Here is a 22,040-nt window from a genome sequence, read left to right as displayed (position 1 = left end):
CTCAGGCTCCAGTAGGCGGAGCTACCTGCCCGCGGACGCCTGACGTCGCACGACCATGACGATCAGCCCTGCCAGGATCACGGCGAGCACGATCCCCCCGGCGAGAATGATCCACGAGAGACCCCCGGTTGCCGACGCGACGACCGGAGCCGCCGTCTCCGGCCCGGCCGCCGACAGACTCGGAGAGGGAACGGGAGCGCCGGTGGCTGCGTCGGTGGGTGTCGGCGTGCTGCCCGCTCCCGGCGATGGCGTCATCACCACGGTGCCCGCCCCGGTCGCTCCCACATCGGTGAGCAGCGAACTGTCGACCGGACCACCGTCGCCAGTGGCCCCGACTCCAGACGCAGACCCAGTGCCGGAACCGGATGACCCTGCGCCGACGGTCGACGCGGGAGTCGACTCATCCGTGCACGTCGCCGTCGTGTCGCGGTAGAAGTCGACCGCGACGGTCATGACCTTCGGGGTTCCCGCTTTCAGCGTCACCGGGACGGAGCACATGGGTCCATCGACCGTCGTGTAGTCGTCGTCGGAGCGGTATCCGGTGATGGGCAGCCAGCGGGACCCGATGGAGAAGCGCAGGTGGTAGTCGCCCGCAGCAAGGGTGGACCCGGCAAGGGGGAACCCTATCCGGTACCCCTCGGCTGGCACCAACGCTGACGGGGACGAACCGATCTTCTTCCAGGAGGCGCCGGACTTCCGGTACAGGGTCGCGGTCATTCCTTTGAGCGGATCCGGATCGCCTCCCGCCACCAGGGTGTTGAGCGGGTACGGGCTCACGGTGCCGATCAGTGAGGTCACCGTCGGTCGCAGGGAGAAGTTGAATGCGCGCTTATCGAAACCCGGAATAAGGAAGTCGACGGGTGTTGCCTTTGCCTCGTTCTCCGTGTTGGGGAAGAACCGCGTATAGAAGCCCGACTTTGCGGCACCAAGGGTGAGCTTCGCCCCGGGGTGGATCTTGACCGCGTAGTGACCGGACTTATCGGTGTAGGCCGACTCCCGGGCGGACTGATCGACCTTGCCGTGATACGCCGAAACCTCGGCGTCCGCCAAGGGCTTGGTGCCGGCAGTTACGGTTCCGCGCGCGATGACCGCTCCGATAAGCGTCACGTCATTGCCGGGCGACGCCACGCTGTCCGCGAGCAGTGGGGCATGAGCGACGGCCTGTTCGAGGTCACTGGGTTCACCAAAGGAGCCGTACGCCCATTCGTACTGGTCGTAGGGATACCCACCCTGCGCCGTATCGAAGTACGGAGCGGTCTCGCCGGCCGTTACGGCCACGAAATACCGGCCAGCTCGCGTTACCGATGGGAACGAGTAAGTTCCCGTGGAACTGAGCGCCGACCTGTCGACCTCGACAGCCGTATCGGCCGCCGTCGCGTAGTAGAGTCCAACCTCGGTGGCGTTGCCCTTGGCCCATCCGGTCACCGATCCGGAGAACGAGGCGCCGGTTCCCCAGGGCGCAGTGCAGACGGATTTCGCGGTGTCACCCAGGCGGAAGAAGCCCAGGTCGATGTCGTGTCCACGGGTGAGGGTGAGCGGCACGAGGCATCCGTCGCCCGCAACTGATCCGCCCGGAAACATGCTGCCGACCTGTGGACTCAGGTTGTTGTAGAGCGCTGGCACCCATGCGTGCGTGTCGCCATCACGGAAGGCGATCGCATAGTCGCCCGGTGCGAGCTCGTCGAACTCGAAGGAGTCGCCGGATGGGAACGCCTGCACCGGGACAGACGAGACGACGCCGTCCGTCAGGGCGTAGATGCTGACCTGGACGTTCGTAGGTCCGGTGAAGGGCCCGGCGATAAGGTCGCTCTCCTCTTCGTCGTCAACGGCGTCGAAGTACCCCGATACCGTCGACGTCGGTTGGACTGACGCGCGAGCCACTCCGGTCGTCGGGAACGACGTCGTCGCAGCTGCACCGAGCACCCCCGTCGTGCTGGCGAGGGCCACCACTGCGAGCAGAGCGAACGACCGCGTGATCAGGCGAGCGCCCCCGGGCCGACGGGAGGTGTTGATGCGAAGGCTCATTGGCTCGACTTTCACGACTCACAACTGACACATAACAAAACGCAAGGTAACGCGTTGGTGAGAATGTATCAGCTGAGAGTCGTGACTCCGCGCCAGCTGCTCCTACTTGCCCGCGGCGGCCTGCCGACGCGCGACCATGATGATCAGTGCGGCAATGATCGCGGCGAGGATGAGGCCGCCGACCACGTAGATCCACGCCAGGTTGCCGGACACCGAAGTGTTCTGCGGCGAGGCGACGGGCGCTTCCGATGCGGTCTCGGACGGCTCGGCAGTGTCAGTCGGCTCGGCAGTGACCGTCGGGGTGACCGAGGGCGTCGGCGTCGCGGTGGGCGTCGGAGTCGACGTCACGGACGGCGCCATGATCACGGCGGGGTCCGCGGGCCACGAAATGACTGCTGGATTGGATGCGGATGACCCTGTGCTGACGATCGGCTTCTTGACCGGCTCATCCGCACACTTGGTCTTCGTGTCCTTCAGGTCGAGCGAGGCGTAAACCAACTCCTGGGTCGCCGCTCCCAACTTCACTGGAATGAAGCACGCGGGACCGTTTGTGGGCTCATCGATAGTGGCGGGGGTGGCGTACTGGGACATGGGAATCCACCGTGTGCCCACGGAGAAACGCACGTGGTAGTCACCCGCGACCAGAGCGGGGGCTCCCGCCACCGGGAACTGGATCGAGTTGCCAAGCTCTTCAATCGCGGGTGCAAGCTCGGTAGCGACCTTCTTGTAGTAGCCGCCGATCTTGCGATACAAGGTTGCGCTGAGGTTCTTGACGGGGGCCACGCTGTCGGGCAGCTCGTTCGCAGTCAGCGGGAAGGTGACGACGATGCCGCTCACCGTCGGCGAAAGCGGCTTCATGGCGAAGTTGAAACTCCGCGGATCCTTCCCGGGCTTTGCGAAGCTGACCAGGGTCGCATCGTCGAGAGTGGCCTTGCCATCGAAGTACTGGGTGCTGTAGTCATCAGCCTCGGCCGCGATCGCGTAGTTGCTGCCCGTCCGCACCTTCAACAGGTATCGTCCGGCCGCGTCTGTAGCCGTGGAATCGTACGTCAGCGAGTCGCCGTCATCGGCGGAGTCAATTTGGCTAATCAACGCGTAGGCGCCCTCGAGCGGCTTGCCTCCTCCGGTGATCTTGCCGGTCACGATCGCGGCGGGGATCAGCGTCACGTCATTGCCGGATGACGCCGTGTTGGCGGCAACCTTCGGTGCGTGGGAAACGACCTGCGCGGCGACGTCGTTCGACGTGCTGTACCCACCCTGGAGTGTGTCGAAGTAGGGCGCATCCCGGCCGGCCGTCACGAGCACGAAGTACCTGCCCGCGGTCGTGATTGCGGAGAAGGAGTAGGTTCCCGTCGCGCTGACGGTGGCGATGTCCACATCGACGATGTCATTGACGGAGGTCGCGTAGAACAATTCGGCGGTAGTGGCGGCACCCTTCGTCATGTTGGTGACCTTGCCCGAGAAGACGGCGCCGGTTCCCCAGGGCGCGGTGCACGGGGTCGTTGCGGTCGCACCAAGGCTGATGACACCCAGGTCGACATCGTGTCCGCGGACGAGGGTCAGCGGCACGAGGCATCCATTGCCCGACACGGCGCTGCCGATCTTGGGGGCTCCGGTGTTCGACGTCGCGGGAATCCAGGCGTTCGTCGTGGTATCGCGGAACGCCATCATGTAATCGCCGTCGTTCAACCCGTCGAATTCGAACTCGACATCATCTCCGGACGTCTGCGCGGGAATCGACGACACCGTGCCGTTCACCACCGGGTAGATGTACACGTGTGCGGTCGGGAGTGCGTCGTACTGTTCCTGGGTGAGGCTTTCGTCCGAGAGGTCACCGAACGCTCCGACTACCGACGGACGCGAACCCTTGACGGTCAGGTCAACGCCGGTGAGGTGGAACGAATTGGCCGACGTAGTCGACAGCGTCGTCGCGGCATTGCCGTCCTCGGTCCCCGGGTAGTAGGTGTCCTCGTACTTCTCAGCGGAGAGCGAGACGTACATGGGGACGTTGCGCTTGACCGGGAGGTAGTAGCTGCCGTTGGCAGCCGTGGTGGTGGTTGCCGGATAGTCGAGATCGTCGTCGACCGGCGTTCCGGAAACGATTCCGCCGACGATGGGCGCACCCGCGACGTCGGTGATCACGCCTTCGATGACACCGGCTGGGACGAGCTTGACCTCGGCGATCGTCTTGGTGGTGCCCTTTGCTCCGGAGAAGACTGACTTCCCCAGGGTGTCGTCCTCGGGTGCCGAGGTGCCGCCGCCGAGGTACGTGTTGAGGAACGGGATGCGCTTCGTTTCAAACAAGATCGTGTAGCGGGATGACCCGGCCGGCAGCTTCAACGCAAAGGCACCCGTCGTCGCGTTCACCGCGACGGACGTCGCTGCCGCGGTCCACTCTTCCGAGTCGGGATCCCACACGGCAGGGGTCACGGTAACCCCCGTGCGGGCCTCGGCCTGAACGGTGCCGACGACGGTGAAGGTACCCGGGGACGCGGCAGCGGGAGTCGCGGCGACGGCGGCAGAAGTGCCGACTACACCGGTAGCTCCCGCGAGAACTGCGGCCACAACGAGGGCCACGGCGCGCGTCGTCAGACGGCCCCAACCAGAACGACGGGCAGGGCGGGTGTAACGACTCATCGACACGACTTTCACGACACAAACACGATTCATAACAAACGGCAAGGTCGGCCGATTGAGTGAATGTATCAGGCCGCGGAGGACAATTCGGTCTACACCGCTACCGAGAGCAATCGCGCCCCACTACTGGGGTATCGCCCGGGACTATTTTCCGTTGGCGCGGTCGCGCCACGCCAGCCACTTCTTGGTGCTCTCGAGGGAGTAGTCCGGGCCACCGGTGCTGACCGTGAACAGCGTTGCACCGAGCTTCAGGTACTCCTCCGCTTCGGCATCCGTGCGGCTGTCGATCTGTGTGGAGATCTCGATCTCGCTCACGTCGCGCCCCACAGTCTCGCCGTGCTGGGCAAGAATCTGCAGCTTGTGCTTCGTGGTCTCCACGTCGGCGAAGCTGTGCCAGATGTCGGCGTGCTGGGCCACGATCTTCAGGGTCTTCTTTTCTCCACCGCCGCCGATGAGGATGGGGATGTCACGGAGCGGCGGCGGGTTGAGCTTCGTCCAGCGCTCTTCGATGCGGGGCAGGTTTGCGGCGAGGGCGTCAAGACGCTGTCCGGCAGTGCCGAACTCGTAGCCGTAGGCGTCGTAGTCCTTCTCGAACCAGCCGGAACCCGTGCCAAAGATGAAGCGGCCACCACTGATGTGATCGATGGTGCGGGCCATATCGGCCTGCAGGTCCGCGTTGCGGTAGCTGTTGCAGTTCACGAGCGTGCCGAACTCGACGCGACTGGTCTGCTCCGCCCACGCGGCGAGCATCGTCCAGGCCTCGTAGTGCAGACCCTCCGGCTCTCCGGACAGCGGGAAGAAGTGGTCCCAGTTGAAGAGGATGTCGACGCCGAGATCCTCCAACTGCGAGACGGTGTCCCGGATGCTCGGGTACAGGGCGTGCTGGGGCTGAATCTGCACGCCAATGCGTACGGGACGAGAGGTTGTCATGTCCTGCAGCTTATTCCGGGCAGCGAATATAACCCAGCACGACGTCAGACCTGGCGGGGCTCGGTCGGCTCTTCCACCACGTCGCGCGCGGGAGCCGTCAGCCGGGATGCCACGTCGAGGAATTGCGCCAGTACGACTTCCGCGGCGAACTGCGGGCTCCGGCTGTGCGTCATCGCGCGCTCCGAGACATCCGCATATTTTTTCCTGTCGTACAGCAATCGCGCGATCCCCCGCGCCCAGTGCTCAGGCTGCTCGGTCGACTCCAGCAGAACGCCACCGTCACTCATCGCCTCCGGGAGGCCGCCGATGCGGCTAGCCACGGCGGGAATACCGTTCGCCGCGGCTTCGATCACGACCCGCCCGAACGCTTCCTCCCACTGAGACGGCACGAAAAGAACGGCAGTTTCCGCGTACACCGCGGCCATGTCGTCCGTCTGCGGGCGCATCTCGACGTTGGGCAGCAGGTCGACCCGCCGCACCAGTTCGGCGCGCTCAACCGCGGGAAGATGCCACGCTTCGAGAAAGAGGAAACGGCACTCGGGAAGCAGCGCGGCGACGGCCAGCGCCACGTCAACGCCCTTGAGGGACGTGGGATTCACGAGAGTCACGAACCCGCTCACGGGCGTGCCCCGCGCAGCACGCCCGGTGACGACCTGTCGCCGGGGCGCGATGCATCGCTCGATATCGATGTAGGGGTAGATGACCGGAGATGTCACGCCCAGCTGATCGGCCACCCGGGCGGCAACGAACGCGGAATTGCTGACGATCGAGACGAGCGGATGTCGCAGCTGACCGTCCAGTATCGGCGAGGTGAGAGCCCGCTGGCCCAGCTCGTCCGCGCTCTCGGCGGTGACGATCCGGATGATGACGGCGACACCCCGGGAGAGAGCGGGCGTCACCAGGTGGACGAAATCGGTGCCCTGAAGGATGAGCACGTCCGGGGCATCCCGCAGCATTCGATCGGCGACGAGAAAACCCATCTTGTCGCGCAGCACACGCGTGGTGGGGTATCCGTTGGCGTCGTCGACGCGGCGCACGACACTCGACCGCGACATTAACTGCCGCGCCCGGTACGGCAGGAGGCGACCGTGACCTGCCAGCGCCGCAAATACATCCACCCGGTGTCCGGCCGCGACCAGAGCCCTCGACAGCTGATGAATGTCGAGCACTCCCCCGCCCATGGCATCGGGAATGTGCGGCTCGGTGATGGCGAAAACAAGGCGCACGGGTATGCCTTCCGTCAGCGTGCGAGGAGTCCCTGCGAGCCTAGGGCGCGCTCGAATCCGGGACAACGTCTGTGGTCGCCCATCCTATTGAGATGCACTCACCTCGGATAGGGATCGACACACACTGTTTCCGACCACCGCGAATTGCCAACGCGCCTTCCGCGTCGAGCGTGCCGCCTAACGGCCGAGGAACTTCTGCAACGACGCGAGCTCGTCCTCGGTCGGTCCACCAGACTTCTTGCCTGCGAGTCCGAAGCCCGAACCGGCGGGAGCTTCGGATGTCCCGGGCTTGGTGCCGGCCGCCAGCGCCGCGTTTTCCGCGGCACGCTTGGCGGGGTTTCCCGACTTCGAGCCCTTCTTGGCCTGGGGCTTCGCCTTGCCGCCGCCGAACTTCGCGCCGGGAATCGGCCCCATTCCGGGAACCTGGGGCATTCCGCCCTTGGCTACGGTCTTCATCATCTTGGCCGCCTGCTCGAAGCGGTTCACGAGGCCGTTGACCTCGGTCACTGTCGTACCGGCACCGCGGGCGATGCGAACACGACGGGAACCGTTGAGCACCTTGGGCTGACGACGCTCCATGGGAGTCATCGACTGGATGATCGCCTCGGTGCGCGTGATTTCGCTCTCGTCGAAGTTCTCGAGCTGTTCGCGCATACCGCGGGCGCCAGGGATCATCCCGAGCATGTTCTTGATGGAGCCCATTTTCTTGAGCTGCTGCATCTGGCTGAGGAAGTCCTCCAGCGTGAAGCTGTCGGTCATGAACTTCTCGGCGACCTTGCGCGACTCCTCCTCGTCGAAGGCCTCCTGGGCCTGCTCGATGAGGGACAGGATGTCACCGAGGTCGAGGATTCGGCTCGCCATGCGGTCGGGGTAGAAGGGCTCGAAGTCGTCGAGGCCCTCACCCGTGGAGGCAAAGATGATGGGACGGCCGGTGACGGATGCCACGGACAGCGCGGCACCACCGCGTGCGTCGCCATCGAGCTTGGACAGCACGACGCCGGTGAAGTCGACGCCGGTCTGGAACGCCTTTGCCGTCGCGACAGCGTCCTGACCGATCATCGCGTCAATCACGAAGAGAACTTCATCGGGGTTGATGGCCTTGCGGATATCCGCGGCCTGCTTCATCAGTTCGGCGTCGACACCGAGCCGTCCGGCGGTGTCAACGATGACAACGTCGTACTGCTTGTCCTTCGCGAACTTGATCGCGTCCTTGGCAACCTTGACCGGGTTTCCCTTGCCATTGCCGGGCTCGGGAGCAAAGACCGGCACTCCGGCCTGCTCGCCGACAACCTGCAGCTGGGTGACGGCGTTGGGGCGCTGGAGGTCGGCCGCGACCAGCAGCGGAGTGTGGTTGTCCTTGGCGAGCCACTTGGCGAGCTTGCCGGCGAGCGTCGTCTTACCGGCACCCTGCAGACCGGCGAGCATGATGATCGTCGGGGGCTGCTTGGAGAATTCGAGGCGGCGCTGCTGGCCACCGAGGATCGTGACGAGTTCCTCGTTGACGATCTGGACGACCTGCTGCGCGGGGTTGAGTGCCTTGGAGACCTCGTCGCCGAGGGCACGCTCGCGGACCTTGCCCGTGAACTCCTTGACGACCTCGAGCGCGACGTCAGCGTCGAGCAGGGCGCGACGAATCTCGCGAACGGTGCCGTCGACGTCGGCGGGGCTGAGCTTGCCCTTGCCGCGAAGGTTCTTGAAGGTTGCCGAGAGGCGATCTGAGAGGTTTCCGAAACTGGCCATGGTGCAGTTAGTTTAACCGCTCGGTGACGAGGCTGGCTGACGACCAGGTCTGGATATGGCGCCGGGTGCGCTCCGGGCGCACGCCGTGAGCGAAATCCGCGCCCGTAGCGGCAGCGACGAAGGGCGAGTGGGCACACGGGTACTGCGGACCGGATTACGTCCGCCGCTTGCTGTTGAGGCGGGATCTCACGCTGGAAGTCAGCTGGATCCGGGATTTACCCAGTGGCTGCAGTTCCTGCTGGGGATCCAGCCAAGGTGGGGCGATGAGGGCGGGTCGCCCGTCGACCATCTTCACGGTGAAGGCCGATCGGTGAAGCATGTGGTGGTGTGCTTCGCAGAACAACATCGCGTTGTTGATGTCGGTTGGCCCGCCGTATTGGTATTCGATCACGTGGTGGGGTTCGCACCGTCGGGGTGGTTCGGGGCACCCTGGCCAGCAGCACCCTCCGTCTCTCACCGCGAGGGCCCTGGCCTGAGCCGGGGAGAACAGCCGGGGCTTCTTGCCGAGATAGAGAACCTCGCCAAACCGACCGAGGAGGATCGTCTGGTAGCCATCGCTGCAGGCGAGCTCCTTGATGGTCTCGATGGAGACAGGCTCTTCTGCCGTGTCGATCCACCCCGTTCCGATACCGGCTTCGAGGTCGGCGACGGTCGCAACTGCCAGGACTGTCGTGGTGCTGCGCACACCGCCGGTCTCGTCGGCGCTTGCCCGCATTCCAGCGCCGAGCATGCCGAACAACACATCGCTGTGGCGTTGAGCCCGGGTTCGGGGATCCGCCACGAATTCCACCCGCTCGTCGCCGGAACCGTCATCGACGGGAACGGTGGTCGACCCTTGTGCCCTGTCTTCCTCGGAGAGAAAACGCGGGATGGATGCCTTGTCGGCTTCGATGAGGATTTCGTTGATGCGGGCGGTCTCGACCGGTCCGGTCATCCACACATTCTTTGTCATTCCATCTTTGCCGCGCGACTGCCAGAAACCTCGGCGGGATCGGATGTCTTCGTCCCGCGGCTCTGCGCCATCGGGGTCGAGTGCCGCTACCCACACCGACGCCTGCACCTTGATGCTGTCGGCGCCGGCATATTGCCCCTCCATCACCAGTTGAGTCTCGGCTTCGGCGAGGTCGGCGCTATCGGCGTGAGGGGCGGAAACATCGAGTGCCTTGAGGATGTGACCGGCGGATTCCACGCCGAGCCGCCCGGATTGCACCGCGGCCGAAACGACCGGGTAGGTCGGGGGAAGGAAGACTCCCGGGCTCACCTGACGCGGTGCGATCGCCTTCCCCAAACGCATGCGGCGGAAAGCCTCTGCCTCGGACACCCGGGCGAGGGATTCGATTGCATGCTGAGGCTTGCGGTGGCCGAGTCGGAACGACAGACCCTCGTCTCCCAGCTCGTAGCGCGAGCGCTCGGCCATCTCTGCCGCGCCGGAGGCACGCATCGCGTCGATCAGTCGACCGGCTTCTTCCGTTCGGGAAATCAGCGATGTGAGGTCGTCATCGGTAAACGTGCCCACGGCATACGCGGCTGCCTCGACCAGCAAGTTGCTGGCCGTTTCGAGGAGCCCGAAGACCGGGTGGGTGGCGTTTTCCATGGCTTAAGGCTTTCAATAGCCGCCGACAATCCGAGGCCAAATCACGCCAAAATCCGCCGTTTCTGGGGGTTCTGGGGATAACTCGTGGCAAAAAAGTTTGGGAAGGACTGGGAACGTGGGCGATCATTCGAGCCCGAAGTGCGTCCTGATGATCGCCTGACCTTCGCTCCGGCCTTCCGCCAGTCGTGCCACGAATGGGACAACAGCGAGGCCTGCCTGACGGTCGATCCAGACTTCTGGATCCCTCTCACCGAAAGCCACCCAGTGAGCCTCGGGCAGACACTCAATGAGCGCGTTGCCGTAGAACACCGCCGCCGATCTCAACAGCGCCACGTCGCGGAGGAGCAGCGAACCGTTATCGCCAATGATCCGGGCCACGCGATCGAGGCGTGCGATGCGGCCTGTCAGCATTGCGGATGTGTCGGCAGCCTCGAGAAAATCTGTGGCCGCTGACGCGATGCCGGGCCGGTGCGCCTCCGTCGCATCCGATTCGGCCCAGAGGTGAAGTGCGAACCACTCGTATCCTTCGGCGTGACGCACGGGTGCGACATCCGCCCCTTGCCTGGGCACGACGTACTGAGCGCTGCCCTGCGGGATGGACGACGGCAACGGTGCCGGCTCACCCTCGAAGGGACTCGGTCTGCGCGCGGACGGATTCGGCATGGTGGCACCCTATTGGGCAGCCGGTGGCAGGCATATCCCGTTGCGGTGGCGGCGTCATCCGCTGTCCTGCGCCTAGCCTGAGTGCATGGCTACCGTTCATCCCTTCGGCGGGGTGTCCCCCGTGATTCATCCCACAGCGTTCGTGGCTGCGAGCGCGACGATCATTGGCGCGGTGACGCTGGGCGAGGAGTCCAGCGTGTTCTACGGCGCCGTTCTGCGCGGCGACCGGGACGCGATCACGCTCGGGGCTCGCTCGAACCTGCAGGACAACGTCGTGGTGCACTGCGACGCCGGTGCTCCGGTCGTTATCGGGCACGGGGTCAGCGTCGGGCACGGCGCGGTGATCCATGGCTGCACGATCGAGGATGGATGCCTCATTGGCATGAGTGCGACCGTGCTGAATCGTGCGGTGGTGGGGCGCGAGTCGCTGGTGGCGGCCGGGTCCGTGGTGCTGGAGGACACGGTCATCCCGCCGCGGTCGCTGGTCGCGGGCATTCCTGCCAGGGTCAAGCGGCAGCTGACCGACGACGAGGTGGAGGGGCTTCGTCAGAACGCGCACGGCTACGTGCAGCTGTCCCGGGCGCATCTCACGCTGTAGGCGGTGAGGAGGCGCCGCCGGGCGCCTAGAACAGCAACACGTTTCCCGTGTACATCGCCGCGAGCGGCACGATGGAGAGGATCGCGGCGACCCACGCGGGCCACCACCGCCGGTGGAGGCACACCGTCAGGATCCCCACCACGAGCACGAGCGCGCCCGCGGGAAACGCTGTGAACATGACCACCATCACACCCAGGCGACCCAGCGGCATGTCGTCGTTGTCGTGATACGGGTGGATCGTCGGATCGGTCGCGTATCGCAGGGCCAGTTCGATGGCCAGCGCGATCGCGGTTATCACCAGGCTGGTGATGGTCAACGGCAGGCGAGATCTCATGATCCGCGTGCGAATCACCATCGCCGTCGATGGCGCGTACGCCGTGGGCCTGTCGTGCGGCAACGGGTCGGATATCTGAGAGTCGATCGGCATGCATTCACCCAACCACCGCGGACATGGCAGCCGCGTCAGCCGAGCGAACTACCCGGGCTGTCGCGGGAGGTACTACCTAACGTCGCGAGGGCTTCGCAGGGATGACGCGTCAGTTGATTGCGAAGAAGAGCAGCACCAGGCCAATGACGGCGACGGTCATCGCCGCGGCGTAGAGGGCGCGCGCTCCCGGCACCGGGTCGTTCAGGTTGGTGCGGCGAAAGGCGGCCGTGCGAAACGTCGAGACAACCAGCAGCGTTATCGCCGCCACGATGAGGACGACTCCGATCACAAGTTCGATCCAGCCAGGAATGGATGTCACGGGCTACCCCCTGCCGTCGATGACGAGTAAAACGATGACAGCCAGTGGCACCAGTCCGATACCGAGCGCGATGCCCCACAGCACGCGGCGACCCGAACGCAGGAGTCCGAACAGCCCCGCAACGATCGTGCCGAGCACCAGCAGTCCGCCGGCGATGAACATGATCACGTAGCCGTCGGCCCCGCTGCCGTTCCCACTCAGCGCGACGCCGACGCCCACCGCGAGGGCGATGTAGAGGAGCCCGGCTCCGACGATCCCGGCGAGGATCGTGAGGATCGGGGCAAGAACGCCGGGCCGCGTTCGGGTCTCGGCCACGTCAGGCCACCGATGCCATGGCAACGAGTCGAAGTAGAGACAGCACCACGCAGGGCACCAAGACGAGCAACGTAATGATGCCGAGGGTGCGGGTGCGTGCACCGAACAGTGCCCAAATGGCGGTGATGAGTCCGAGCACCGTCGCTCCTATCGCGACGGGGCCGAACACCTCCGCAACGCTTCGCGATCCGCCGCTGCCCAACACGATGATCACGATGAAGAGCGTGCCCGCAAAGATCGCGAACGTGATGGCGGCCAGCGAGACGACGCGCGAAACACCGCGGAGAGGTGGTCGCTCGCTCTCACTCATGACTAACCGATCAGGTTCTGAACAAACACGTGGGGCGTGAAACCGGTGAGGTCGCCGATTCCCTCGCCCTGACCAACGAGCTTGATCGGGATGCCCGTGCGCTCCTGCACCGCGAGCACGAAGCCACCCTTCGCCGAACCATCCAGCTTGGTGATCACGAGCCCGGTGACTCCCGCGTGCTCGATGAAGGCCTCGGCCTGCGACAGGCCGTTCTGGCCCGTGGTGGCATCCAGCACGAGGAGGACCTCGGCGATCGTCGTCTGCTTCTCGATCACGCGGCGGATCTTGCTGAGCTCGTCCATCAGGCCGCTCTTGGTCTGCAGGCGCCCAGCGGTGTCGATCAGCACGATCTCGATGCCCTCACGCTGGGCGCGCTCGACGGTCTGGAATGCCACGGACGCCGGGTCCTGGCCCTGCTGCTGCGGGCGCTGAATGGATGCCCCGCCGCGTTCGGCCCACGTCGCGAGCTGGTCAACCGCTGCCGCACGGAACGTGTCCGCGGCACCGACGATAACCGAACGACCGTAGTTCGTGAGGAACTTGGAGAACTTGCCGATGGTCGTCGTCTTGCCGACGCCGTTGACGCCGACGACGAGCACGACTGCCGGCCGGTCGGTGAGCTTCAGCGTGGAGTCGAGACGCGTGAGGCGTTCCTCGAGCGTCTCGCGGAGCATGCGGCGCAGGTCGGCGGGATCCGTCGTCTTGTACTTGGCGACGTTTGCGCGCAGTTCGTCGACGACGGCGTCGGTGATGTCCGGACCGAAGTCAGCGGACAGCAGCGCGTCTTCGAGGTCCGTCCACGTTTCGTCGTCGATAGTTTTTTTCGCGAACATTCCGCGCAGGGCATTGGACAGAGACCACGGTGAAGCCATGCAGACAGCTTAGGAGGCTTAGCGCACCCGTGCAGTCGCCGGGCTGGTGCGACTGGCCGGGTAGTACCCCTTCTTGGTTCCGGTCACGGTCACCGAGATGACCTTGCCGCGGGCAGCGGCCGGGATCGTATAGGTGCGGCCGGACGCCTTCGCGAGCAGTACGCCATTGACGCGCCAGCGGTAGCTCAGCGCAACGCCCTTCGGAGCCCACACTCCGGCGGACGCGGTCAGCACCGATCCGACCGCGGGTGTGCCGACGACGTGGGGCACCGGCGACTTCGTGAGCAGCGGATTGGCCGTCAGGATTCGGGTGACGGAGGTCTTCGTGGCCGGGGCATAACCACCCTGCGTCGCCGAGACGCGCACGTCGACGTGCTTGCCCTTGTCCGCGGCGACCAGGCGGTACGTCGAGTGGGTCGCCCTCGGGATCGTCTTACCGTTGCGCAGCCACTGGTAACGGAAGGTTGCCGTGGTGGGACGCCAGGCCGAGACATCCGCTCGCAAAATCTGACCGACGTTCGGCGGCCCGACCACCTTCGGCAATGACGTGACCATGGGTGCGACGGCGAGGGGCTTGGTCTGCACGGCGTTACGGATGAGGGCGACGTATCCGCTGTGGCGGACTGTCACGATCACGTCGATGCGCTTGCCTGCTTGTCCGGGGCTCGGGATGTACGTGCTTCGGTTAGCACCGACCGTCACACCGTTGGAGCGCCAGCGGTACGAGTACGACTCCGCGGCGGGCGACACGGACTTCACGACGGCGGTGAGGGTTGCACCCACGCGGGGCGTTCCGACGACCTGCGCGATGCCGGCGCTCATCTTCTGCAGCACGACGGAGTTGGAGAAGGTTCCGACGACGGGGTTTGACACTGACGAGGTGGACCAGCGCGCGACGACCCGGTAGGAGTGGGTGCCGGCGGCGACGCCGGGCAGCGACAGCGTCCAGGAACCGGATGCCGCGGACGCGCTCGCCATCGGGGTGGCTGATCCGTCGAGGTAGAGCTCGACGGTGTGGTTCGCGTTGGCGCTCGAGAGCGTGCCCTGGATGATTCCGTCCGCGCCAATCGTTGCGGCGCTGGATGTCACGACGGGCGTCGGGACGCCGACGGACAGCTCCCAGCCGGCTCCGTAGCGGGCCTGAACGCTCTTCTTGGTGGCGGAGACCATCGGGAAGAACCCTGCGTCGTAGTCGCGGGCGGTGCAGTCCGTCGCGCTCGTGGTCGTGGAGTTGATGCCGACGGCGAGCTGGCCGATGACGGCAGCGCCGCCGCTGTCACCGGGGAGGATGCAGGTGGTGGCGATGATCGAGTTAACGGTCTTGGGCTCGCCATCGTCCACGTGAACGGTTTGGTCGACGGCGAGGACCTTGCCGCAGGTCCAGCCCGTACGGCTACCCGACTTGCAGAGGGTCGCACCGACGATTGCCTTGGTCTGGCCGAGCACCGCCAGCGGTGCGGAGGAGAGCAGGCTGCCCTTGCCGCCGCCCCAGGTTGCCACGGCCGCCTTCGCTACGGCAGCCGTCGAGGTCAACGCGACGATGCTGCTGTCGAACCCGCCGCCGAACGCCACGGAACCCGGGTACAGGGCACCCATTTCACTGCCGATCTGGCTGGGTACCGACACCAGCTTGGGGGTCGCAGGGTTCACCGGGTACACGGTGGCCGACGACGAGGTGCCCGCGAGGCAGTGGCCGGCGGTGGCGAAGGTGTGCTGCTGGGAGGCCGGGATGACGCCGGTGAACCCGACGGAGCACTGGGTGACGTCGTAGTCGCGCACGAGATATCCACTGCCGTCGTAGATGTCGGAGGCGGTGTAGTAGGTCTTGCCGGCCGACGAGAAGACCTCGGGGGCTGAGCGGTCCGCGATGGCGCCCGCGGCGGTGACGGCGGCCGCGTCATCCGCTGTCCGGACATTGACGACAAGCTTGGTGCCCTCGACGCGCGAGCCCTCGATGTCGACGCCCGCGCTCGCGAGGGAGTCGACGACGCCCACGGCATCGGTCGCGGCCTTTGCCTGCGCGAGGTAGGTGGCTCCGGACTGGTCCAGGTCGCGGCTGAGGGCCTGCAGCAACGGCGCGGGGAGCTTCTTCGCTGCCGCGGCGAACTTCGAGTCCGCGTAACTGCCCATCTGCGTGGTCTCGGACGATCCGTCGGTCGCCGAGGCGACGGGCTTCGGAGCGACGGCAGTCACGGCGGCGGACGTCACACCCGCGGCGGCAGCCGGCAGGGTTGCGGTCACCGAGGACAGGACCAGGCACAGGCCGAGGCCTGCTGCGAGGGCGCCGAAGCGTGCGTGCGATGTGGCCATTACTGTGTGGTCCCCTCGAGAAAGACGCTGCGCGAGGCTGACAGGTCAGCCGTAACGGCAGCGGTAGAACTAAGAGAACCCCGGGACCGCGGAAATAGCAAACGCGAAAGCGGGCGCGTCCGGGAAAATCGGTGGCGCGGGTCAGCTCGCGCGTGCCTCGACGTCAGCGTCGGAGACGACGGCGTCGGTGCGGCGGGATGCCCCTGCGTCGGCACTGGCCACACGCTGACCGACGACCGCGCTGATGCCGTCGGCGCGCATCGAGACGCCATAGAGGGCATCGGCGATCTCCATCGTGCGCTTCTGGTGGGTGATCACGATCAGCTGCGAGGTCTGGCGGAGGTCCTCGAAAATCGCGAGCAGGCGGCCGAGGTTGGCGTCGTCGAGGGCGGCCTCGACCTCGTCCATGATGTAGAACGGGCTGGGGCGCGCCTTGAAAATGGCGACGAGCAACGCAACGGCGGCGAGCGAGCGCTCTCCACCCGACAGCAGCGAGAGACGCTCGATCTTCTTGCCCGCGGGACGCACGGTGACCTCGATGCCCGTGGTGAGCATGTTGTCCGGGTCCGTGAGGAAGATGCTGCCAACACCTCCGGGGAACAGGATCGGGAAGACCTGCCCGAACGCGGCCTTCGTGTCTTCGAACGCCGCCTGGAAGATGTCCTGCATCTTCTCGTCGATCTCGTCGATGATGGTCAGCAGGTCGCGGCGGGTGTTCGTCAGGTCGGTCAGCTGCTCGCTGAGGAACTTGTGCCGCTGCTCCAGCGCCGCGAATTCCTCGAGGGCGAGGGGGTTCACCCGGCCGAGCTGGGCCATCTTGCGTTCGGCCTTGGCCAGGCGTGCTTCCTGCTCCGCGCGCACGTACGGCGAGCCGGTCGCCGGAGTGACCGATGCGCGGAACGCGGCCCGCTCGGCGGCGCGGCTGCTGGCTGCGTCGTCTGCAATGTCCGCGTCGTCCTCGGCAGAGTCGACGCCATCGGTCTCGTCGTCATTGGAGGGGGTGGATGCCTCTGCGCCGCCGTCATCGCCCGGGTTCCCGCTCCCTGGCGCCGCCGGTTCCGGCTGCAGGTCAACCCGCAGTGCTTCGTCCGGCACCAGCTGGTCGGGACCGTACTCGGCGACGAGGACGTCTTCGACCAGTCCCAACTCCGCGCCCGCCCGCTCCAGCAGCGACGACAGCTGCAGTTTCTTCTCGTAGATCTGCATCTCGAGCCCGTGCACCGTCTCGCTCACGGAGTGAAGCCTGTCGCGCAGGGCGGCCTCTCCACGGCGCAGCTCCGCGAGCTCCTCGTTCTGGTGGGCGCGTTCCGCCTCGCGGGCCGCGAGCTGCACGCGGGCTTCCGACACCGACCTGTCCACGGAATCCAGCACCGCCGGCAGGGTCTCCACGACGCTCTGCGCCGAATCGACCTGGCGGCGACGGATCACCGCCCGACGGGCAGCCTCTTCGGCCGCGGCACGCTCGGCGTCCAGCTGGCGCGCGAGCTGCGTCGCCCGCTCCTGCTGGGCGCGCACGCGCTCGCGCGCCGTCTCCACGCGCAGACGTTCCTCGACCTCACGCTCGCGGGCAGCGTCCACCTCGGCGGCAACGTCATCGCGGGCGGACGCGTCCAGAATCGGTCGGGGACGTGACCTCGCCATCTCAAGCTCGCTCTGGGCGCGCTCGACCGAACTCACGGCGTCGGCAACCGCCTCATCGGCCAGGGCGACACCGCGCTCGAGACGCTCGGCCTCGGCCTCGAGGGCCTCGGCCTGGATGCGTGCGCGGTTCAGACGTTCCGTCTGCGCCGCCAGCTGCGAGTCGTACTCGCGCAGCGACGCGAGCGCCCGCACCGACTGCTCCTTTGCCGCCTGCACCGATCCCCGCTGTTCGGCCAGCGCGAAGCGTGCGTCATCGATGAGCGCGACGACCTCGGCAAGACGGTCACGGGCGGCGTCGCGGTCCGCGACGAGTTCGAGCCGCGAGCGCTTGGCTCCGGACCCACCCCTCAACACGAACTGGCTGAGCACGTCTCCCGAGCGCGAGATGATCGTTGTCCCGGTCGCGCTCCCGTCGGTGGGCAGCGACGCCCAGACCCCCCGGGCGACGTCGAGGTCGTCCGCGATGACGACACGGGACAGGATGCCGAGGATGCCCCGGGGTGCCTCCACGACCGAGAGTGCGCTGACCGCGCCATCCGCCAGCGCGAGAGTCGGTTCGGTGAACTCGCCGGCGTCCGCCAGCAGTAGTTCGATGCGCCCCATCTCGTCTCCGCGCGCATGGGCGAGGGCGTCGAGCCCCGCCTCACGATCGTCGGCGAGCACGGCGTCGGCGAGGGACCCGAGAGCCGCGGCGACGGCGGCCTCGAACCCGGGCTGCACCTGGATGTGCTCCGCGACGAGACCGCGGATTCCGGGGCGGCGGGCAGCGACGAGCGCGCTCGAGCCGTCCTTTTGATCGAGAGCGGATGACAGTGCGCCCTGGCGAGCCGACAGCGCGTCGCGTTCCCGCTCCAGGGTGTGCAGCTTCTCGCGCAGGGAGTCGATCTGCGCCTCCGCGGCGGTCACCTGGCCCTGCGCCTGCTGGTAGGTGGCGTCAAGATCGGTGTCGCTGGCGTCGGCGAGGGTCGCCTCGGCCTCGGCGGCGACCCGGCGCTCCTGCGCGGCGGCGCGGCGTTCGAGGGCGGCGTCGAGCGCGTTCTGCTGGCGCAGCACCTCCCCGCGCACCGCGGCGAGGCGGGATGCCGCGGTGTCGGCCTGCCCCGTGAGCTTGGAGATTTCGAGGTCGTGGCGCGAGACGAGCGAGCTCTGGTGCGCGATCTCCTCGTCGAGGCCGTCCAGATTCGCGCGGGCTTCCGCTGTGGCGAGCTGGGCCTCGTGCCAGGCGGCTTCCGCCTCCGTGATGGCCTCGGTCAGGTGTTCGGCTTCGTCACGGGCATCCTGCACCATCTGCGGGGTGACGCCGGGAGTGGCATCCGCCGTGTCCGCCTGACTGCCGAGCAGGGACAACCGCTGGTTTGCGAGGCTGTAGAGGCCGCGCAGGCGTTCCTGCACCGACTCGAGTCCGAAGGCGACGCGGCGGGCGATGTCGACGGCGTCGCCGACCTGCAGCTGCTCGATGCGGTGCTCGCGCAGTTTTGCCTGGTCGAGCTGCTCCTGCAGCACGATGCGCTCGGTCTTGCGCTCGGATTCGCTGCGACCGTGGGCGTTCAGCGCCTCGCGCAGGGTGACGACCTCGTCCGCGAGGAGCCGGGCGCGGGCATCGCGCACGATGGCGGCAATGGTCTGGGCCTCGCGGGCGATCTCCGCCTGGTGTCCGAGGGGCTTGAGCTGGCGTCGCACCTCGCCCGCCAGGTCGGACAGGCGCGTGAGGTTTGCCTGCATCGCGTCGAGCTTGCGGAGGGTCTTTTCCTTGCGGCGGCGGTGCTTGAGGATGCCGGCCGCCTCCTCGATGAAACCGCGGCGGTCCTCGGGGCTCGCGTGCAACACGGCGTCGAGCTGGCCCTGACCGACGATGACGTGCATCTCGCGTCCGAGGCCGGAATCGCTCAGGAGCTCCTGCACGTCGAGCAGACGGCAGCTCGAGCCGTTGATCGCGTACTCGCTGCCGCCGTTGCGGAACAGCGTGCGGCTGATGGTGACCTCGGTGTAGTCGATCGGGAGGGCGCCGTCAGAGTTGTCGATGGTCAGCACCACCTCGGCACGACCGAGCGGGCCGCGGGTCGAAGTGCCGGCGAAGATGACGTCTTCCATCTTGCCGCCGCGCAGGGTCTTCGCGCCCTGCTCACCCATTACCCAGGCAAGCGCGTCGACGACGTTCGACTTGCCCGATCCGTTCGGACCGACGACGCAGGTGACACCCTGCTCGAAGGCGAACGTTGTCGGCTGGGCGAAGGATTTGAAGCCCTTGAGGGTGAGGCTCTTGAGGTACACGTCGCCGCCCTTCCTGTCTTCCGTCACTTCGCCGCGACCCGGCGGGGGTTGCATTCCCCGCGCACACGCCGGAATGTCTGGACCCAAGGTACCGGAATGGCGCCCCTCTCCCGCGGAAGCACGCGGCAGTGACACGCGTACGGCCCGGGGTTAGGCTGCCGCCACGACACAATCGCAAAGGAGCCCGCCGCCATGGCCATGGCATTCACCATCGATGAGCTCGAGATCCCCGCCACCATCCAGGCGCCGGACGCAACCGATTTTCTGCGGATGACCGCCCTGCGCAACGAGATCGAAGCCGAGATCATCGGCAGCCGCATTCTCGCGGTCGAGGGAGCGGAGCTGCTCCCCACCTGGCTCGACCCCTTCCAGCCCAAGCGCCTGCTCGTCGCCCGGGTCGATGACCGCATGGTCGCCCGCGGGGTGTACGAAACCGGCGCGGACGCCTCGGCGCCCGAGGCGTGGGTGGCCATCGAGGTGCTTCCCGAGTTCCGCCGACAGGGCATCGGTGCTGCGCTCTACAACGATGTCGAGCGGATGGCCCGGGCCGAGGGTCGCACCGTCCTGCAGGGGTATGGCATCGTTAACGCCGACCCGCGTGGCCGCCGCCTGCACTCCCCCACCGGTTTTGGCTCCGTGCCCGAGGATGCCCCCGTTGTGCGGTTTGCCCGCGCCCGCGGGTTCTCCCTCGAGCAGGTGGAACGCGCGAGCCAGCTGCTTCTGCCGCCGGACCGTGGCACCATCGCGGCGCTCTTCGCCGAGGCATCCGCCAGCGCAGGCAACGACTACAGGATCGCGCGCTGGGTGGGACGCACCCCCGACGAGTGGATCGACGACATCGCGTTGCTCGGCACCCGGATGAGCACGGACGCTCCCAATGCAGGTCTCGAGGTCACCGAGGACATCTGGGATGCCGCCCGCATTCGCGCGAAGGAGGAGCGGGAGGAGTCGAGCCCGATCACGAACCTCGTCGCGGCAGCCGAGCACGTGCCGAGCGGACGACTCGTGGCGTACACCGAGCTATCCGTGCCTCGTGAACTCGAGCGGGCCGTGAGCCAGGAGGACACGCTCGTGCTGCGCGAGCACCGCGGGCACCGTCTGGGGATGCTGGTGAAGCTGGCCAACATCCGACAACTGGATGACACGCACCCGGGTCATCCGGCCATCACGACCTTCAACGCCGAGGAGAACCGTCACATGCTCTCGGTGAACGAGGCCGTCGGCTTCGTGGCGATGGCCTACGAGGCAGCCTGGCGCAAAGAGTTGTAGTTCGTCAGCGCAGACGCTGGCAGCGGGGGCAGAAGTGCGATCCGCGGTTCATGAAGCTCTCGCGCACGATCGGGAGGCCGCAGCGGGGGCACTCCTTGCCGTGCTGGCCGTAGGCGTTGAGCGAGTGGGAGAAGTAGCCGGACGCTCCGTTGACGTTCACGTACTGGGCGTCGAAACTCGTGCCGCCCTCGGCGAGGGCCTTGGCGAGCACCGACCGCACCTCGGCGAGCAGCACCTTGGCGCGGGGGCGACTGAGCGTCTGCGTCGGCTGGTCGTAGTGGATGCGTGAGGCCCAGAGCGATTCGTCGGCGTATATGTTGCCGATGCCGCTGATGAGCGTCTGGTCGAGCATTGCGCGCTTGATGCCCGTCTTGCGCCGGGCTAGAGAGGCGAAGAAGAGGGAATCACTGAAGGCGGGGTCGAGCGGGTCCCGCGCGATGTGGGCGACCTGGCTGGGCACGAGACCGCCGGCGAGATCGGGAGTCGCGACCATCCGGTCGATCGCCATGGAGCCGAAGATGCGCTGGTCGACGAAGTTGAGGCGCAACGGGCCGTGGCCCGGGTGGTCGATGTCGAGGCGGATGCGGGTGAGCCGGTCGTCGGTCGCGCGGTCGCGCAGCAGCACCTGGCCGCTCATGCCGAGGTGCACCACGAGCGCCTCGGTCGGTGCGGTGGCGTCGCCCCCGGGGGCGATGGGAAGCCACAGGAACTTGCCCCGACGTTCGGCGCCGAGAAAACGCGCGCCAGTCAGCCGGTCGGTGAAGTCCTCGCTTGGGCCGACGTGACGGCGCAGGGATCGCTCGTCGAAGACGGTGACGGATGCCACGGAGGCGCCGCTGACCGCGGGCTCGAGCCCCGCTCGCACAACTTCGACCTCGGGAAGTTCGGGCACG

General features: G+C 66.7%; 17 protein-coding genes. 2 read left to right on the top strand and 15 right to left on the bottom strand.

Translation table 11 applies throughout. The features are described from left to right. Nucleotides 1-21: 21 nt before the first annotated feature. From HB677_RS11310 to HB677_RS11280, 7 genes are all read right to left on the bottom strand, one after another. Nucleotides 22-2,025: a hypothetical protein gene (locus HB677_RS11310; RefSeq protein ID WP_213815811.1), complete on the bottom strand. Its 2,004-nt coding sequence runs from the start codon at nt 2,023-2,025 to the stop codon at nt 22-24. A 102-nt stretch (nt 2,026-2,127) separates the two neighbouring features. Further along, complete coding sequence (locus tag HB677_RS11305; RefSeq protein ID WP_213815810.1) at nt 2,128-4,662, bottom strand: hypothetical protein; 2,535 nt, start codon at nt 4,660-4,662, stop codon at nt 2,128-2,130. A 144-nt stretch (nt 4,663-4,806) separates the two neighbouring features. Continuing rightward, the gene (locus tag HB677_RS11300; RefSeq protein WP_213815809.1) at nt 4,807-5,592 is read right to left on the bottom strand and encodes an LLM class F420-dependent oxidoreductase; all 786 of its coding nucleotides are present in this window, start codon (nt 5,590-5,592) and stop codon (nt 4,807-4,809) included. Between the two features lie 44 nt (nt 5,593-5,636). Further along, nucleotides 5,637-6,818 (bottom strand): glycosyltransferase family 4 protein, encoded by a 1,182-nt coding sequence (locus HB677_RS11295; RefSeq protein WP_213815808.1) that lies wholly within the window; start codon nt 6,816-6,818, stop codon nt 5,637-5,639. Nucleotides 6,819-6,995: 177 nt separating this feature from the next. Next, nucleotides 6,996-8,558, bottom strand: coding sequence for a signal recognition particle protein (gene ffh / locus HB677_RS11290; protein WP_213815807.1), 1,563 nt, complete (start codon nt 8,556-8,558; stop codon nt 6,996-6,998). 154 nt (nt 8,559-8,712) lie between these two features. Then, nucleotides 8,713-10,152, bottom strand: a complete 1,440-nt coding sequence (locus tag HB677_RS11285; protein WP_213815806.1) for an HNH endonuclease signature motif containing protein — start codon at nt 10,150-10,152, stop codon at nt 8,713-8,715. 123 nt (nt 10,153-10,275) lie between these two features. Further along, nucleotides 10,276-10,815: a hypothetical protein gene (locus tag HB677_RS11280; protein WP_213815805.1), complete on the bottom strand. Its 540-nt coding sequence runs from the start codon at nt 10,813-10,815 to the stop codon at nt 10,276-10,278. Nucleotides 10,816-10,900: 85 nt separating this feature from the next. On the opposite strand from HB677_RS11280, the gene HB677_RS11275 reads away from it, so the two are divergent. Next, entirely contained in the window at nt 10,901-11,413 is a 513-nt protein-coding gene (locus HB677_RS11275) for a gamma carbonic anhydrase family protein (protein ID WP_213815804.1), read from the top strand. A gap of 25 nt (nt 11,414-11,438) precedes the next feature. On the opposite strand, the gene HB677_RS11270 is transcribed toward HB677_RS11275, so the two are convergent. The 7 genes from HB677_RS11270 to HB677_RS11240 form a co-directional block, all read right to left on the bottom strand. After that, a complete protein-coding gene (locus HB677_RS11270; protein WP_213815803.1) occupies nt 11,439-11,840 on the bottom strand; it encodes a hypothetical protein in 402 nt (133 codons plus the stop codon). A 109-nt stretch (nt 11,841-11,949) separates the two neighbouring features. Beyond that, on the bottom strand, nt 11,950-12,159 hold the full coding sequence (locus tag HB677_RS11265) for a hypothetical protein (protein ID WP_213815802.1): 210 nt from the start codon (nt 12,157-12,159) through the stop codon (nt 11,950-11,952). 3 nt (nt 12,160-12,162) lie between these two features. Next, complete coding sequence (locus HB677_RS11260; RefSeq protein WP_213815801.1) at nt 12,163-12,474, bottom strand: hypothetical protein; 312 nt, start codon at nt 12,472-12,474, stop codon at nt 12,163-12,165. Between the two features lies 1 nt (nt 12,475). Next, entirely contained in the window at nt 12,476-12,784 is a 309-nt protein-coding gene (locus HB677_RS11255; protein ID WP_213815800.1) for a hypothetical protein, read from the bottom strand. Nucleotides 12,785-12,786: 2 nt separating this feature from the next. Further along, nucleotides 12,787-13,656 carry a signal recognition particle-docking protein FtsY gene (gene ftsY, locus HB677_RS11250; protein ID WP_213815799.1) on the bottom strand — a complete coding sequence of 290 codons (870 nt, stop codon included), beginning with the start codon at nt 13,654-13,656 and terminating at the stop codon, nt 12,787-12,789. Between the two features lie 18 nt (nt 13,657-13,674). Further along, a complete protein-coding gene (locus tag HB677_RS11245) occupies nt 13,675-15,966 on the bottom strand; it encodes a hypothetical protein (RefSeq protein WP_213815798.1) in 2,292 nt (763 codons plus the stop codon). Nucleotides 15,967-16,107: 141 nt separating this feature from the next. Then, entirely contained in the window at nt 16,108-19,878 is a 3,771-nt protein-coding gene (locus tag HB677_RS11240; RefSeq protein WP_213815851.1) for an AAA family ATPase, read from the bottom strand. 192 nt (nt 19,879-20,070) lie between these two features. On the opposite strand from HB677_RS11240, the gene HB677_RS11235 reads away from it, so the two are divergent. Further along, nucleotides 20,071-21,147, top strand: coding sequence for a GNAT family N-acetyltransferase (locus HB677_RS11235; RefSeq protein ID WP_213815797.1), 1,077 nt, complete (start codon nt 20,071-20,073; stop codon nt 21,145-21,147). Between the two features lie 4 nt (nt 21,148-21,151). Here HB677_RS11235 and mutM read toward each other — a convergent pair whose 3' ends face one another. Then, entirely contained in the window at nt 21,152-22,039 is an 888-nt protein-coding gene (gene mutM, locus HB677_RS11230; protein ID WP_213815796.1) for a bifunctional DNA-formamidopyrimidine glycosylase/DNA-(apurinic or apyrimidinic site) lyase, read from the bottom strand. Between the last annotated feature and the right edge of the window lies 1 nt (nt 22,040).

Source organism: Glaciihabitans sp. dw_435, from assembly GCF_018449675.1.
Classification (GTDB): Bacteria; Actinomycetota; Actinomycetes; order Actinomycetales; family Microbacteriaceae; genus Glaciihabitans.
This window is presented reverse-complemented; position numbering and strand designations above follow the sequence as displayed.